Annotated in this window: 16 protein-coding genes and 1 pseudogene; 16 read left to right on the top strand and 1 reads right to left on the bottom strand. The window is 40.6% G+C overall.

Annotated features, from left to right (window positions below; translation table 11 throughout):
• Positions 1 to 60 precede the first annotated feature (60 nt).
• From gloA to M1G01_RS03590, 16 genes and pseudogenes are all read left to right on the top strand, one after another.
• Positions 61 to 441 (top strand): lactoylglutathione lyase, encoded by a 381-nt coding sequence (gene gloA / locus M1G01_RS03665; protein WP_247931189.1) that lies wholly within the window; start codon positions 61 to 63, stop codon positions 439 to 441.
• Positions 442 to 687: 246 nt separating this feature from the next.
• Positions 688 to 1,488 (top strand): dihydroorotate dehydrogenase electron transfer subunit, encoded by an 801-nt coding sequence (locus M1G01_RS03660; protein ID WP_001070080.1) that lies wholly within the window; start codon positions 688 to 690, stop codon positions 1,486 to 1,488.
• Positions 1,451 to 2,437 carry a dihydroorotate dehydrogenase gene (locus M1G01_RS03655; RefSeq protein ID WP_247931188.1) on the top strand — a complete coding sequence of 329 codons (987 nt, stop codon included), beginning with the start codon at positions 1,451 to 1,453 and terminating at the stop codon, positions 2,435 to 2,437. Before M1G01_RS03660 ends, M1G01_RS03655 begins: the two co-directional genes overlap by 38 nt.
• A 110-nt stretch (positions 2,438 to 2,547) precedes the next feature.
• The gene (locus tag M1G01_RS03650) at positions 2,548 to 4,800 is read left to right on the top strand and encodes a glucosaminidase domain-containing protein (RefSeq protein WP_247931187.1); all 2,253 of its coding nucleotides are present in this window, start codon (positions 2,548 to 2,550) and stop codon (positions 4,798 to 4,800) included.
• 167 nt (positions 4,801 to 4,967) lie between these two features.
• Complete coding sequence (locus M1G01_RS03645) at positions 4,968 to 5,987, top strand: DNA/RNA non-specific endonuclease (RefSeq protein ID WP_247931186.1); 1,020 nt, start codon at positions 4,968 to 4,970, stop codon at positions 5,985 to 5,987.
• A gap of 91 nt (positions 5,988 to 6,078) precedes the next feature.
• Entirely contained in the window at positions 6,079 to 6,315 is a 237-nt protein-coding gene (locus M1G01_RS03640; protein ID WP_000141913.1) for a DUF2829 domain-containing protein, read from the top strand.
• Positions 6,308 to 7,006: a 3-oxoacyl-ACP reductase gene (locus M1G01_RS03635; RefSeq protein WP_247931185.1), complete on the top strand. Its 699-nt coding sequence runs from the start codon at positions 6,308 to 6,310 to the stop codon at positions 7,004 to 7,006. Before M1G01_RS03640 ends, M1G01_RS03635 begins: the two co-directional genes overlap by 8 nt.
• A gap of 10 nt (positions 7,007 to 7,016) precedes the next feature.
• A complete protein-coding gene (locus tag M1G01_RS03630) occupies positions 7,017 to 7,514 on the top strand; it encodes an NUDIX hydrolase (protein ID WP_247931184.1) in 498 nt (165 codons plus the stop codon).
• Entirely contained in the window at positions 7,511 to 7,951 is a 441-nt protein-coding gene (locus tag M1G01_RS03625; protein ID WP_247931183.1) for an ASCH domain-containing protein, read from the top strand. The genes M1G01_RS03630 and M1G01_RS03625 overlap by 4 nt, the downstream gene beginning before the upstream one ends.
• Positions 7,952 to 8,072: 121 nt before the next feature.
• Entirely contained in the window at positions 8,073 to 10,613 is a 2,541-nt protein-coding gene (locus tag M1G01_RS03620; RefSeq protein ID WP_247931182.1) for a M1 family metallopeptidase, read from the top strand.
• Positions 10,614 to 10,794: 181 nt separating this feature from the next.
• The gene (locus M1G01_RS03615; protein ID WP_008283941.1) at positions 10,795 to 11,079 is read left to right on the top strand and encodes a helix-turn-helix domain-containing protein; all 285 of its coding nucleotides are present in this window, start codon (positions 10,795 to 10,797) and stop codon (positions 11,077 to 11,079) included.
• A 50-nt stretch (positions 11,080 to 11,129) separates the two neighbouring features.
• The gene (locus M1G01_RS03610; protein WP_009013481.1) at positions 11,130 to 11,456 is read left to right on the top strand and encodes a DMT family transporter; all 327 of its coding nucleotides are present in this window, start codon (positions 11,130 to 11,132) and stop codon (positions 11,454 to 11,456) included.
• Positions 11,457 to 11,470: 14 nt separating this feature from the next.
• On the top strand, positions 11,471 to 12,274 hold the full coding sequence (locus M1G01_RS03605) for an SDR family NAD(P)-dependent oxidoreductase (RefSeq protein ID WP_000502735.1): 804 nt from the start codon (positions 11,471 to 11,473) through the stop codon (positions 12,272 to 12,274).
• Between the two features lie 157 nt (positions 12,275 to 12,431).
• A pseudogene (locus tag M1G01_RS03600) lies at positions 12,432 to 12,886 on the top strand (hypothetical protein).
• A 130-nt stretch (positions 12,887 to 13,016) separates the two neighbouring features.
• On the top strand, positions 13,017 to 13,691 hold the full coding sequence (ciaR, locus tag M1G01_RS03595; protein WP_000590635.1) for a two-component system response regulator CiaR: 675 nt from the start codon (positions 13,017 to 13,019) through the stop codon (positions 13,689 to 13,691).
• On the top strand, positions 13,681 to 15,018 hold the full coding sequence (locus M1G01_RS03590) for a sensor histidine kinase (protein ID WP_247931180.1): 1,338 nt from the start codon (positions 13,681 to 13,683) through the stop codon (positions 15,016 to 15,018). The genes ciaR and M1G01_RS03590 overlap by 11 nt, the downstream gene beginning before the upstream one ends.
• A 64-nt stretch (positions 15,019 to 15,082) precedes the next feature.
• Here the strand turns inward: M1G01_RS03590 and M1G01_RS03585 are convergent, their stop codons facing one another.
• On the bottom strand, positions 15,083 to 15,367 hold the full coding sequence (locus M1G01_RS03585) for a DUF3270 family protein (RefSeq protein ID WP_247931179.1): 285 nt from the start codon (positions 15,365 to 15,367) through the stop codon (positions 15,083 to 15,085).
• Positions 15,368 to 15,399: the final 32 nt, after the last annotated feature.

Below are 15,399 nucleotides of genomic sequence, written 5' to 3'. Positions count from 1 at the left end.
CTAGTAAATTTTTCTGAATAAAGGTATAATGGAACTATTCAAATGAAAGAGGTAATGAAAATGGCTTCAAAAATGTTACATACTTGCTTGCGAGTAGAAAACCTTGAAAAATCAATTGCATTCTATCAAGATGCTTTTGGTTTTAAAGAGTTGCGTCGTAAGGATTTTCCAGATTATGCTTTCACGATTGTCTATCTAGGACTTGACGGTGATGACTACGAGTTGGAATTGACCTATAACTATGACCACGGCCCTTATGTTGTAGGAGACGGCTTTGCCCATATTGCCCTCAGTACACCTGACCTTGAGGCACTCCATCAAGAACATAGCGCTAAAGGCTATGAGGTTACAGAGCCCAAAGGCCTACCAGGTAACCCACCAAACTATTACTTTGTCGAGGATCCGGATGGCTACAAGGTCGAAGTCATTCGTGAAAAATAATCCAGTACAGTCAAGTAGAATGTTCGTTTTCTACTTGACTTTTTTACTTTGAAAGAGTATACTAATACAAATTTAACCTTTAAGGGGAGTCCAGAGAGACTCACAAGGTGTCAGATAAAAGGGATAGGGAACTCTCTGCGGAGACTTTTTAGGTGTGCGCATGAGTTCTATCCTATCTCGACTGAGACCTTGCAATAGCAAGGTCTTTTCTTTATCTGGTCCCCTTAAATTTAAGGAGGAAAAGTCATGAATCCCACATGTAAGAAGCGTTTGGGTGCCATTCGTTTGGAAACCATGAAGGTGGTCGCTCAGGAGGAAATTGCGCCAGCAATCTTTGAATTAGTCCTAGAAGGAGAAATGGTTGAAGCCATGCGAGCAGGCCAATTTCTCCATCTGCGCGTGCCTGATGATGCCCATCTCTTGCGCCGTCCTATTTCAATTTCGTCTATTGACAAGGTCAAGAAGCAGTGTCATCTCATTTATCGGATAGAGGGGGCTGGGACAGCTATTTTTTCAACTTTAAGACAGGGAGATACTCTTGATGTGATGGGACCTCAGGGAAATGGTTTTGACTTGTCTGATTTAGACAATCAGAGCCAAGTTCTCCTCGTTGGTGGTGGGATTGGTGTTCCCCCCTTGCTTGAAGTGGCCAAGGAATTGCATGCGCGTGGGGTGAAAGTAGTGACAGTCCTCGGTTTTGCCAACAAGGATGCTGTGATTCTCGAAACAGAATTGACCCAATATGGTCAGGTCTTTGTAACGACAGATGATGGTTCATATGGTATCAAGGGAAATGTGTCAGTCGTCATTAATGACTTAGACAGTCAATTTGATGCTGTTTACTCATGTGGAGCGCCTGGAATGATGAAGTACATCAATCAAAAATTTTATAATCACCCAAGAGCCTATCTATCTCTAGAATCTCGTATGGCTTGTGGGATGGGGGCTTGCTATGCCTGTGTCCTAAAAGTGCCAGATAGTGAGACAATTAGTCAGCGCGTCTGTGAAGATGGCCCTGTTTTCCGTACAGGAACAGTTGTATTATAAGGAGAAAGTCATGACTAACAAACGTTTACAAGTTTCTCTACCGGGATTGGATTTGAAAAATCCTATCATACCAGCATCAGGCTGTTTTGGTTTTGGTCAGGAATATTCCAAGTACTATGATTTGGACCTTTTAGGCTCTATTATGATCAAGGCAACGACTCTAGAACCCCGTTTTGGCAATCCAACTCCTAGGGTGGCAGAAACGCCTGCAGGTATGCTCAATGCAATCGGTTTGCAAAATCCAGGTTTAGAAGCTGTTTTAGCTGAAAAGTTGCCTTGGCTGGAAAGAGAGTATCCTACGCTTCCCATCATCGCAAATGTTGCAGGCTTTTCAAAACAAGAGTACGCTGCCGTTTCTCATGGGATTTCCAAGGCAGCCAATGTGAAGGCTATCGAGCTCAACATCTCTTGTCCGAATGTGGATCATGGCAATCATGGACTTTTGATTGGGCAAGATCCTGACTTGGCTTATGAAGTGGTAAAGGCAGCTGTGGAAGCCTCTGATGTGCCAGTTTATGTTAAATTAACCCCTAGTGTAACGGATGTTGTCACCATCGCCAAAGCCGTAGAAGACGCAGGAGCAAGTGGCCTAACTATGATCAATACTCTAGTCGGTATGCGCTTTGACCTCAAAACAAGAAAACCAATCCTAGCCAATGGAACAGGTGGGATGTCTGGTCCAGCAGTTTTTCCAGTAGCCCTCAAACTCATCCGTCAAGTCGCCCAAACAACAGACCTGCCTATCATTGGAATGGGGGGAGTGGATTCTGCTGAAGCAGCGCTAGAAATGTATCTGGCTGGTGCCTCTGCTATCGGAGTTGGAACAGCCAATTTTACCAATCCATATGCCTGTCCTGATATTATTGAAAATTTACCAAAAGTCATGGATAAATACGGCATTAGCAGTCTAGAAAATCTCCGTCAGGAAGTCAAAGCCAATCTGAGATAAGCTAGGTCTTCCTTATCGTCAACAAGAAATAGAATCTTCATCAATTTGTAATATTTCCGTCGATTAACTATGTTACAATAGGGTTTAGAAAACGTTATTGGAGCATTTAAATGAAACGATGGAAAGTGGCCCTAGTAAGTGCTGGCTTATTGGGGTGTTTTTTTACTGTAGTGGAGACAGCAAAAGCAGAAGAGGGGACTTGGCAAGGAAAGACCTACCTCAAAGCAGACGGGAAACCAGCAACCAAGCAATGGCTTTTTGACCAAACGCATCAGAACTGGTTTTATCTTAAAGATAATGGTCAACGTGCAGAAAATGGCTGGTTGACAGTTGGTGGTAAAGATTACTATTTTAACGAAGCTGGAAAATTAGCTACGAAAACGTGGGTTGGCCAGTACTATGTGACTGAAAGTGGTGCTAAAGCAAAGGAACAGTGGGTATTTAATCAGGAAAAAGAATCCTGGTATTATCTAAAGTCTGATGGTCAGAAAGCTCAAAAAGAATGGATTCAACAAGGTCAAGAAAAATATTACCTTAAAGAAGACGGGAAAATGGCCAAAGATGAGTGGATCACTCAAGGTGAGAACCAGTACTACATCAATTCACAAGGTAAAATGCTGAAAAATGCTTGGCTTGGTAAAAGCTATATATCAGAAAATGGTAATAAGGTTAAACAAGCCTGGATTTATGATGACAACTATAGCAGTTGGTTCTACCTTCAACAAGATGGTACCTATGCTGAAAATAGGTGGTTAACTATAGATGGGAAGGACTACCATTTTAAATCAGGCGGTTATCTTTCTACTGAACGTTGGATTGATCGCTTCTATGTTGCGAAGAGTGGAGCTAAATTGAAATCGGAATGGCTCTTTGATAAGAATTATGATGCTTGGTTTTACTTGAAAGCTGACGGAACCTATGCCGAAAAAGGCTGGGAAACGATTAAAGAAAAAGATTACCATTTCAAATCAGGCGGCTATCTTTCTACCGAGCGCTGGATAGATCGTTTCTATGTTGCGAAGAGTGGAGCTAAATTGAAATCGGAATGGCTCTTTGACAAGAATTATAACTCTTGGTTTTACTTGAAAGCTGACGGAACCTATGCTGAAAAAGGTTGGCAAACCATCAAAGGAAAGGATTACCATTTCAAATCTGGTGGCTACCTCTCTACGGAAACTTGGATTGACCGTAATTATGTGACAAGTAGTGGATCAAAAGCTGGTAAAGGATGGCTCTTTGACAAGAATTATAACTCATGGTTCTATATCAACTCTGATGGAAATTATGCCAATAAAGAATGGCTCTGGGATAATGGTTACTACTATCTCAAATCTGGTGGTTATATGGCTGCGAGTGAGTGGGTATGGTACAAGAATAACTGGTTCTACCTCAAGTCAAATGGAAAGATGGCTGAGAAAGAATTAATCTACGATTCATCCGACCAATCATGGTACTACCTTAAATCAGGCGGTTATATGGCAAAAAATGAAACTGTGGATGGTCATACCTTGGATGCTTCTGGTAGATGGCATGTTGCGGATAAAACCAAATATTACAAAGTTAAACCAATCACTGCCTATGTCTATAGTGCATCTGGAGAAATCTTGAGTTACATTAACCAAGGAAGCATTGTTTCACTGGATAGCTCGACGCGAAAAGGCGGCCGACTTGCAGTTTCGATTTCTGGCTTGTCTGGCTATATGAATCAAAGTGATTTGACAGCAGTAGATGAAGGTAGCGAGTTTATCCCTCATTATACTAGTGATGGGAAATTCCTCTACCATGAACTCTCTCCATATACGAGTATCAAAGTAGCTCCACACACCTCTGCTATGGTTATTGGTAAGAAGTACTACTCAACTGATGGAGAGCACTTTGATGGCTTTACCATTAAAAATCCTTTCCTCTATAAAAACTTAAGAGAACCAAGTAATTATAGTGCAGCTGAATTGGATAAACTGTATTCGATGATGAACTTGCAGGATAGTCCTCTAGCAGGTAAAGGAGCGACTTTCAAAGAAGCTGAGGAACGCTACGGTGTCAATGCCCTTTACTTGATGGCACATAGCGCTCTTGAAAGTGCGTGGGGACGTAGTCAAATTGCCAGAGATAAGAACAACTTCTTTGGTATTGCTGCTTATGATACTAGCCCATATCTCTCAGCCAAGAGCTTTGATAATGTGGACAAAGGAATTCTTGGAGCGGCTAAGTGGATTCGTGAAAATTACATTGACTATGGTAGAGACCACCTTGGAAACAAGGCAACCGGAATGAATGTTCGCTATGCTTCCGATCCGTACTGGGGTGAGAAGATAGCCAGCATCATGATGACCATCAACAGCAAACTTGGTGGGAAAGACTAATCAAAAGAAATCAACGGTAACTACTGAGAAGTGGTTATCGTTTTTGTTTTAAACATTGGAGGAGAAATAGTATAATAACAGTCTCTTTATTCTTGAACAATTAACAAAATGATAGTAAAATGTAATAGGAGATATTAATCTAATTACTATATAAAGAGGAGACTTTTATGAAAAAGCTACTATCCTTCTCAATTGCCTTGCTTTCAATCACAACACTAGTTGCTTGTTCTGGACATAAGGCGGAATCAAAGGTCCCAGAAGAAAAAATTGAACAGAAGCAAATCAAGTTCGATGAAAAGTTGTTTAAAGAAGCTGGACTCTTGCCTTTTAAAAATGAGAAACAGCTAGAACTTGGGGAATTGGATTCTAAATCACGTGCAACGGGTGCTCATATTCAACTTAAGGACAGCGATGAGCCAACTGAGAAGAGAGAGCCTAAGATAAGTTATAACCCGGTTGGTTGGCATAACTATAATTTTTACTATGGAGATGGTTCTAAAAAGGCTTGGTTGATGAATCGTGGTCATTTGATTGGCTACCAGTTTAGCGGATTAAACGATGAAAAGAGGAATCTGGTTCCAATGACTAACTGGCTAAATGCTGGAACTTATTATGGTACAGATAATACTAATCAAGAAAGTATGCTTTACTATGAGAATCGATTGGACTCTTGGTTGGCCAATCATCCGAACTACTATCTTGACTACAAGGTGACCCCAATCTATCAGAAAGATGAATTGATTCCGAGACAAATTGAATTGCAGTATGTGGGAATTGATGAAAATGGCAAACTCTTGGAGATCAAGTTGGGTGGTAGTAAAGAAAAGGTTGATCAGTATTCAGTGACGCATGTCGTTTTAGACAATGTTTCAGCTAATGCGGAAATCAATTACTTGGATGGTACGGCTAAAAATACAGTTGAAAACAAAGAAGAAAAAGCTAAAAAAGAAGCTGAGGAAAAAGCCAAGAAAGAGGCTGAAGAAAAAGAAGCAGCTGAAAAGAAAGCAAAAGAAGAAGAACAGGAAAAAGCTCGTCAAGCCGCACAAGAGAAGGAAGAAAGCCAAGAATCAAACTCGCAATCAACTAATTCAGGTGGCTACTTTAGAGATAAAAACGGAAGATGGCACAGACCAAATGGTAAATTCGCTTCTAAGAAAGAAATTAGAGAAGCTGGATTACAGTGGTAGGAAGAATTTAGTAGATATACAGTCAAAAAGCCGTTGGAAAACGGTTTTTTGTTATAATTAAATGAAGAATGTAGAATTGAAGGAGAACATCATGACTTTTGAAGAAATCCTGCCTGGGTTAAAGGCCAAGAAAAAATATGTACGCACTGGTTGGGGAGGGGCTGAAAACTATGTCCAACTCTTTGACACTATCGAACAAAACGGGGTTGCACTTGAAGTGACGCCTTATTTCCTCATCAACGTGTCTGGGGAGGGGGAAGGTTTTTCCATGTGGAGCCCGACACCTTGTGATGTTTTGGCGACGGATTGGGTAGAAGTGCATGACTAGACGTGTATTGATTACGGGAGTGAGCTCAGGTATCGGACTTGCTCAAGCTCGACTCTTTTTAGAGAAGGGTTATCAAGTTTATGGAGTTGACCAAGGCAAAAATCCACTCTTAGAGGGTGATTTTCATTTTTTACAGAGAGATTTGACCTTGGACTTGGAGCCAATTTTTGACTGGTGCCCTTATGTGGATGTTTTGTGCAATACTGCTGGAGTTTTGGATGATTACAAACCACTGTTGGAACAATCAGCCCAGGAAATTCAAGAGATTTTTGAAATCAACTACGTGACTCCTGTTGAGTTGACTCGGTATTATTTGACACAAATGTTGGAAAATAAAAAAGGAATTATTATCAATATGTGTTCCATTGCCTCAAGTCTAGCTGGTGGTGGTGGTCACGCCTATACTTCCTCTAAGCATGCTTTGGCTGGATTTACCAAGCAGTTGGCTTTAGACTATGCTGAAGCTGGGATTCAGGTCTTTGGGATTGCTCCAGGGGCAGTCAAGACAGCCATGACTGCTGTCGACTTTGAGCCAGGTGGATTGGCTGACTGGGTGGCTAGTGAAACGCCAATCAAGCGCTGGATTGAGCCAGAGGAAATAGCAGAGCTTAGCCTTTTCTTAGCAAGTGGAAAAGCGAGCGCCATGCAAGGACAAATCCTGACAGTGGATGGTGGCTGGTCTTTGAAGTAGGAGGAATTGGATGGAAATCAAAAAACACTTTGGAGTCTATGCTGTTTGCTTTGAAAACGGGAAGTTACTCTGCATTGAAAAAACGAGAGGCCCTTATCAACATCGTTATGATCTACCTGGTGGTAGTCAAGAACCAGGTGAGGGACTGATTGAAACTCTCAAGAGGGAAGTTCTTGAAGAGACAGGATATTCTCTTAGCAGATACTCTAATCCTAGGATATATGACGTGATGGTTCAAGAAGAGGGGCAAGACTTCGCCGTACACCATATCATGGCCTTTTATGATATGGCACTCAATTTCGAGAGCTCTCAGAAGTCGATTTCTCAGGAGGTTCATGATGGAAGCAATGATTCAGCAAACGTCATTTGGTTGAATTTGGAAGAAATTACCGAAGAAAATGCCTCACCCTTAGTATTGAAGGTGAAGGCAGAGTTACGAGGATTTCCAGATTTAGACATGACAAGCTATAAAAATTGGAAGGTAAAAGAAAAAAAGGAGAACAAATGACACCGCAAGAAATGTGGAATGCATACAAGAAAATCAATCCATCTATCGGAGACGAGATAGATGCCTGGGCTTTTGGAGTAGAAGCCGATCTCTTGGCAGATTTGGTTTTTAAAGGTGAAAAGACGGCAACTGCATCAGCCTACGACCTCTACACACTAGAAGGCGAACCTCTTCCACGAGAAGGGACCTTTGACATCATTTTAGATAGCCAAGATCGAGCTGTCTGCATTATCGAAATTACAAAGGTTTCCGTTCAGCCTTTTCATCAAGTGTCAGCTGATCATGCCTTCAAGGAAGGGGAAGGAGACAAATCCCTAGCCTATTGGCGTCAGGTTCATGAGGATTGTTTTGCCGAGTGGCTGAGAGAGGCAGGACTGACTTTTACACCTGAAAGCAAGGTTGTTTTAGAAGAATTTCGCAAGGTCTACCCACTGTAGACTGTTAGAAAGAAGAAAGTTTTGGAAATCGCCGTCCAATCCTTTTTTCTCAAGCAAAACATGATATAATAAGTTTGTTTGAAGAAGAGTAGCAGCTCTTAAACTTAGATAGGAGAAAACTATGCAAGCAGTTGAACATTTTATTAAGCAATTTGTTCCTGAACATTATGATTTATTTCTAGACTTGAGTCGTGAGACCAAGACTTTTTCTGGGAAGGTGACCATCACTGGTCAAGCGAAAAGTGACCGTATTTCCCTTCACCAAAAAGACTTGGAAATCGCTTCTGTAGAAGTTGTGGGTCAAGCGCGTCCATTTACTGTTGACCATGAAAATGAAGCCCTTCATATCGAACTGGCTGAGGCAGGTCAAGTTGAATTAGTCATCGCTTTTTCAGGAAAAATCACAGACAACATGACAGGGATTTACCCTTCTTACTATACTGTGGATGGTGTCAAGAAGGAAGTCTTGTCTACCCAGTTTGAAAGCCATTTTGCGCGCGAAGCCTTCCCATGTGTGGACGAGCCTGAAGCAAAAGCAACTTTTGACCTCGCTCTTCGTTTTGACCAAGTAGAAGGTGAAGTTGCCTTGTCAAACATGCCCGAGACTGACGTTGAAAATCGTAAGGAAACAGGCATCTGGAAGTTTGAGACAACACCTCGCATGTCTTCTTACTTGTTAGCCTTTGTTGCAGGTGATTTGCAAGGAGTGACCGCTAAAACTAAAAACGGTACCCTCGTCGGTGTCTACTCAACGAAAGCCCATCCACTATCTAATCTTGATTTCTCACTAGACATCGCCGTTCGCTCAATCGAGTTTTACGAAGATTACTATGGAGTTAAGTATCCAATTCCTCAATCTCTCCATATCGCCCTTCCTGACTTCTCAGCTGGTGCTATGGAAAACTGGGGTCTTGTGACCTACCGTGAAGTTTACTTGGTTGTGGATGAGAACTCAACCTTTGCTAGCCGTCAACAAGTTGCCCTAGTTGTAGCACATGAGTTGGCTCACCAATGGTTTGGAAACCTCGTGACTATGAAATGGTGGGATGACCTTTGGCTTAATGAAAGCTTCGCTAACATGATGGAATACGTCTGTGTGGATGCCATCGAGCCAAGTTGGAATATCTTTGAAGACTTCCAAACAGGTGGTGTTCCAGCTGCGCTTAAACGCGATGCGACGGATGGCGTTCAGTCTGTTCACGTTGAAGTTAAACACCCAGATGAAATCAACACGCTCTTTGATGGCGCTATCGTCTATGCTAAAGGAAGCCGTCTCATGCACATGCTTCACCGTTGGCTCGGTGATGCTGATTTCGCTAAAGGCTTGCATGCTTACTTTGAAAAACACCAGTACAGTAACACCATCGGTCGCGACCTTTGGAATGCCCTTGGTCAAGCATCAGGTCGTGATGTTGCAGCCTTCATGGATTCTTGGTTGGAACAGCCTGGGTATCCAGTTCTCACTGTCAAAGTTGAAAATGATGTCTTGAAGATTTCACAAAAACAATTCTTTATCGGTGAGCACGAAGACAAGAACCGCCTCTGGGTGGTGCCACTCAACAGCAACTGGAAAGGTTTGCCAGATACACTCGAAACTGAAAGCATCGAAATCCCTGGCTACGCAGCTCTTCTTGCTGAAAATAAAGGAGCTCTCCGTCTCAACACTGAAAATACAGCCCACTACATTACCGACTATCAAGGAGACTTGTTAGATGCCGTTCTTGCTGAGTTAGAGACACTTGATAACACAAGCAAACTGCAAATTGTTCAAGAACGTCGTTTGTTGGCTGAAGCAGGGCACATTTCTTATGCAGACTTGCTCCCAGTCCTTGATAAACTTGCTAGGGAAGAGTCTTATCTGGTGGTTTCAGCTGTTTCTCAAGTGATTTCTGCCCTTGAGCGCTTTATTGATGAAGGAACAGAAACTGAGAAAGCCTTTAACCGTCTGGTTGCTAAATTGGCTCGTCATAACTATGCCTGTCTTGGTTTTGAAGCCAAAGATGGTGAATCGGATGAAGACGAATTGGTTCGTCAGTTGACCATTTCCATGATGATTCGCTCCAATGATGCAGAAGCTAGTCAAGTCGCTAGCCAAATCTTTGCAGCTCATAAGGAAAATCTTGCAGGACTTCCAGCAGCTATCCGTGCTCAAGTTCTTATCAATGAGATGAAACACCATGAGACCAAGGACTTGGTCGCAACTTATCTGGACCTCTACACTCATGCCACAGATGCTGTTTTCAAACGCCAGTTGGCAGCTGCTCTAGCATATAGCACAGATGCAGAAAATATCCAAACGATTCTTGCAACTTGGAAGGACAAATTTGTGGTGAAACCACAAGACCTTTCTTCATGGTACCTCCAATTCCTCGGACACCAAGCAACTCAAGAAACTGTTTGGGTATGGGCGCGCGAAAACTGGGATTGGATCAAGGCGGCTCTTGGTGGAGACATGAGCTTTGACAGCTTTGTCATCTTCCCATCACATATCTTTAAAACAGAGCAACGCTTGACAGAGTATAAGGAATTCTTTGAACCACAACTCTCTGACCTAGCTCTTAGCCGTAATATCCTCATGGGAATCAAGGATATCGCAGCGCGTGTTGATTTGATTAAGCGTGAAAAAGCAGCAGTAGAAAAGGCTTTGAAAGCAAGTAAGTAATAGAGAAAAAACAGCGGATCTTGCAATCTGCTGTTTTTTGGAAGTCAGTATAAAGTGTCCATCCTGAAAATCGTGTTATAATAGCAATGTCAAAGAAATTTTACCTAGAATTGTATAGGATGTTAAAGAATTTCGTCTAGACAATTCGTGAAGAAAAGAATAATATAAATAGGAAATGCAGATGTTAGGAAAACAATTAAAATTATTTAGAGAACAAAATGGCTACAGTCAGAATCAAATAGCAGAATATCTGGGGACGACTCGTCAAACTATCTCAAATTGGGAAAATGATAAAACAATTATAGATAGTCATAGTTTGATTCGCTTAGCTGATTTTTATCAGATCTCTTTAGATGAGTTATGTGGACGAAAAAAGATTCCTGTTTACAAGAATTCAAAGATCAAGTCTATGATTTTAGCTAATGCTTGTACACTTTGGACCTGCTTCGCTTCCACTCATCGCTAAATCAATTGTTTTCCGACTAGCTTTTCAATTCTATTGATTCTAGGAGGACAATGATGTCTTACGTTTATTTAACTCTAGCTATTGTATCTGAAATAGCTGCTACAAGTCTGTTAAAACTGTCGCAAGGTTTTTCGAAAATGCTTTTTGGGATTCTTGCTTTAGTTTTGTATGGCTTGTGTTTTTTCTTTCTATCTTTGTCTTTGAAAGGCATACAACTAAATCTAGTCTATGCTATTTGGTCTGGTGTTGGTTTGGTTGGAACAACTGTGCTATCTATTTTGCTTTTTCATGAAAAAGTAACGTTCGCAAGTCTCTTGGGAATTGCTTTAGTTATTGTGGGGCTTGTTATATTAAACCTATCACAAAAGGTTCACTAATGAGGTAGTATGTTATGGGTGACAATTATTTTAAAAATAAAAGAGTCGTTATTATTGGTGCCAGTGGAAATTTGGGACAAGCCTATACACAAGCTTTTTTTCAAGCAGGTGCTCATTTATTTCTTTTAGGTCGCAATATGAATAAATTAGCCAGTTTTTCTGAGAATATTGCTTCCAAGATTCCGATTTGCTCAGTAGATATAACGAATGAAACTTCTATTAAAGTTGCAGTGTCTGAAGTTCAAAAGTGGTCGGATAATATAGATATTGTTATTAATGCAACGGGATTTGATGTACGAAAATCTTTATTATCTCACTCTGAGGAGGAGATCAATCAAACTATGACGATTAACCTAATAGGGGCTATCCTTGTCAGCAAACATTTTTTACCTTTGTTAAAAAATCAAAAAGGAGCAACCATTGTGCATTCAGGAGGTTTTGCAGATGGTAGGCTGGCCTTCCCCTATTATAGTGTAGATGTGGCGAGCCGCGCCGGACTTTTTTCTTTTATCGAATCAATGAACCGAGAATTAATACAGGAGCAGAAAAAGATGCATATAACTTATTTTTGCCCCAATGCAGCAGACACACCATCAGAAAAGCCTTATCATCCAGTTTGGAGAGAAATGGGGATCTCTATATCAAGTACAAATCAAGTAACCCAAGTTTTACTTAAAGGTATAAAATCTCGTAAAAGAGTGATTTTGATGGGACAAGGTACAAAGATTTTTACAACATTAAACCTTCTATCCCCAGCAATAGCGGATTATCTTTTACTGAGACGATACGGTCGTATTTTAAAAAAATATTTTGGATAAATTTTCTATTATTTTTCTAAGAATTTTCTCATATTTTAGTATTCTTTAAGAAAAAATAATTAAGATGTATGTAGCCTAAAGAAAGGATGTGGTGAATTCATGAAGTAGAGCTTCTTCATTTTTTCACAGAAACTTAAAGCAGAAACAAAAATACAGAATGAATAAAGAGAAAATGATTGTTGTAGAAAAAGCACCAAGTGGAGGCTATCAGTAGTAGCAAGTGGTTCTTTAGTGGTCGGCTTGCTTGGTGGTTATATATTCGGTTCTTTGACTCAAAAATCAACAAATCAGCAGTCGACCGTTCAAACATCGAAAACCCAGCAAGATAATCAAGATGGCAATAATATGCAAAGTCACGGTGGACAACCGCCTCAAGGACAGGGTCAAAATAATGGCAATGGTATGCCACCTCAAATGAATGGTCAAGATGGACAAGGTGCTCCTGGCGGTAACGGTGGTCCTGGAGGGCCAGAAGGACAGCCGCCGCAAGGAAATAATAATCAAGAAAGCAGTAGCAATTCTATGAAGAAACCAGCCAATGCAGATGGAAGTACGAAGGACAAGGATAGCAATTCTAACCAAAATAATGAAGAAAACACTACAAAATCTTAATCCATTTGTTAAAGCCATGATATAATAATTAAAGAATTATACTAAGATCCAAAAAATGATACAAAAATTCTTTATTTTATAATAACCTTAGATGAAGCTGATTAGTATCTTATAGCAGGAGGAGAACAAGATGATTAAGATTTTACTAGTAGAAGACGACTTAGGGTTGTCAAACTCAGTATTTGACTTTTTAGATGATTTTGCAGATGTTATGCAGGTTTTTGATGGAGAAGAAGGTCTCTATGAAGCTGAGAGTGGCGTCTATGATTTGATCTTGCTTGACCTTATGTTGCCTGAAAAAAATGGCTTCCAAGTCTTGAAAGAATTGCGTGAAAAAGGAATCACGACACCAGTCCTTATCATGACCGCTAAGGAAAGTTTGGATGACAAGGGACATGGTTTTGAGTTGGGAGCGGATGACTACCTCACCAAACCTTTCTACCTAGAAGAACTCAAAATGCGGATTCAAGCCCTTCTCAAACGTTCAGGTAAGTTTAACGAAAATACCTTGACCTATGGGGATGTTGTCGTCAACCTTTCAACGAATGAAGTAAAAGTGGAAGATACTCCTGTGGAACTGCTCGGAAAAGAGTTTGAGTTATTGGTTTACTTCCTTCAAAATCAAAATGTTATTCTTCCCAAGACACAGATTTTTGACCGTCTATGGGGATTTGATAGCGATACGACTATTTCCGTTGTAGAAGTCTATGTTTCAAAAGTTCGTAAGAAACTGAAGGGAACAGCCTTTGCTGAAAATCTTCAAACCTTGCGTAGTGTCGGGTATATTTTAAAAGATGTTCAATAAACTAAAAAAAACATGGTACGCGGATGATTTTAGCTATTTCATTCGAAACTTCGGAGTGTTCACACTGATTTTCTCTACTATGACCTTGATTATCCTACAGGTCATGCACTCCAGTCTCTATACTTCTGTAGATGAAAAACTACAAGCCCTTAGTAGTAGTCCTCAAGCGGTCATTCAGTTAGCCCTGAATCGGGCAACTGAGGAAGTCAAGGATATTCAACCCGCAACTGCGGATGCCAGCAAGGCTGAAATCAAGCCCAATGTTAGCTCCAATACAGAAGTTTTGCTTTTTGACAAGGATTTTAACCAACTCTTACTGGGTAATCGCTTTTTAGGCTTGGACAAGATCAAGCTGGACAAGAAAGAGTTGAATCATATTCGGCAAATCCAAGTTGTCAACAGCTATGGTCTGGAAGAAACCTATCGAATGGTCTTGATGGAAACTAATTCTTCCACCGTATCAAGTAATGTCAAATATGCGGCGGTTCTAATCAATACCAGCCAGCTTGAGCAAATCAGCCAAAAACACGAGCATTTAATTGTTGTAGTGATGGCTAGTTTCTGGCTCCTGTCTTTAATTGCCAGTGTTTACCTGGCACGTGTCAGTGTCAAACCGCTACTGGAAAGCATGCAAAAGCAGAAGTCTTTTGTTGAAAATGCGAGTCATGAACTGAGAACGCCTTTGGCCGTTTTACAAAATCGCTTAGAGAATCTCTTTCGAAAACCAGAGGCAACCATCATGGAATCCAGTGAAAGTATTGCTTCCAGTCTTGAAGAAGTTCGCAACATGCGTTTCCTCACGACCAATCTTCTCAACCTTGCACGTCGAGATGATGGAATCAAACCAGAAATAGCAGAAGTTTCTCCACAATTCTTTAAAACAACGTTTGCCAACTATGAGTTGATTGCTTCTGAAAATGATCGTGTTTTCAACTATGAAAATCGAATTTATCGTCCATTCTTGACCGATCAGTTGCTCTTAAAACAACTCATGACCATTTTATTTGACAATGCCATTAAGTATACCGAAGAAGATGGGAAAATTGAGTTTGTAGTTCATGCTACAGATCGTCACCTATATCTTACAGTAACGGATAACGGAATTGGAATTTCAGCTCCTGATAAGAAGAAAATCTTTGACCGCTTTTACCGTGTGGACAAGGCGAGAACCCGTCAGAAAGGTGGCTTTGGTCTTGGACTATCTTTGGCCAAGCAAATCGTAGATGCCTTACGAGGAACGATTAGCGTAAAAGATAACAAACCTAGAGGAACAATTTTTGAAGTTAAGATTGCTATTCAATCTCCTTCAAAACGTAAGAATAAATAAAAAAGACAGTTATATAACTGTCTTTTTTGATGACTAGAAAAGAGGTTGGTAGTAGTACCAACCTTTATTTTGAAAATTTTCGTTTCATCATCTTTCGTTGAAGTTGTAAAAGGGCGAAACTAAGACCCATCGCAGCGACAAAGGATAAAGCTGTATTTAATTTTATAGCTAAAAAGATAAAGCTAAAAAGCACCATAAAAATACAGAAACAAGCGATATTTACAAAAAATAAAATCTCTTTTAGGTTAGGGCCGACTGGGGTTTCAGGTGTGTAATTTTGGTAAAGCGGAGTTTGTTTCGATTCGGGAGCTTGTTCAAACTCATAAGCTTCTAGTTTTCTTGCGGACATGATTCTCTCCTTAACAGTACATAACTATTTTA

The sequence above is a fragment of the Streptococcus oralis genome (genome assembly GCF_023110055.1).
GTDB classification, from domain to species: Bacteria; Bacillota; Bacilli; order Lactobacillales; family Streptococcaceae; genus Streptococcus; species Streptococcus oralis_BY.
This window is presented reverse-complemented; position numbering and strand designations above follow the sequence as displayed.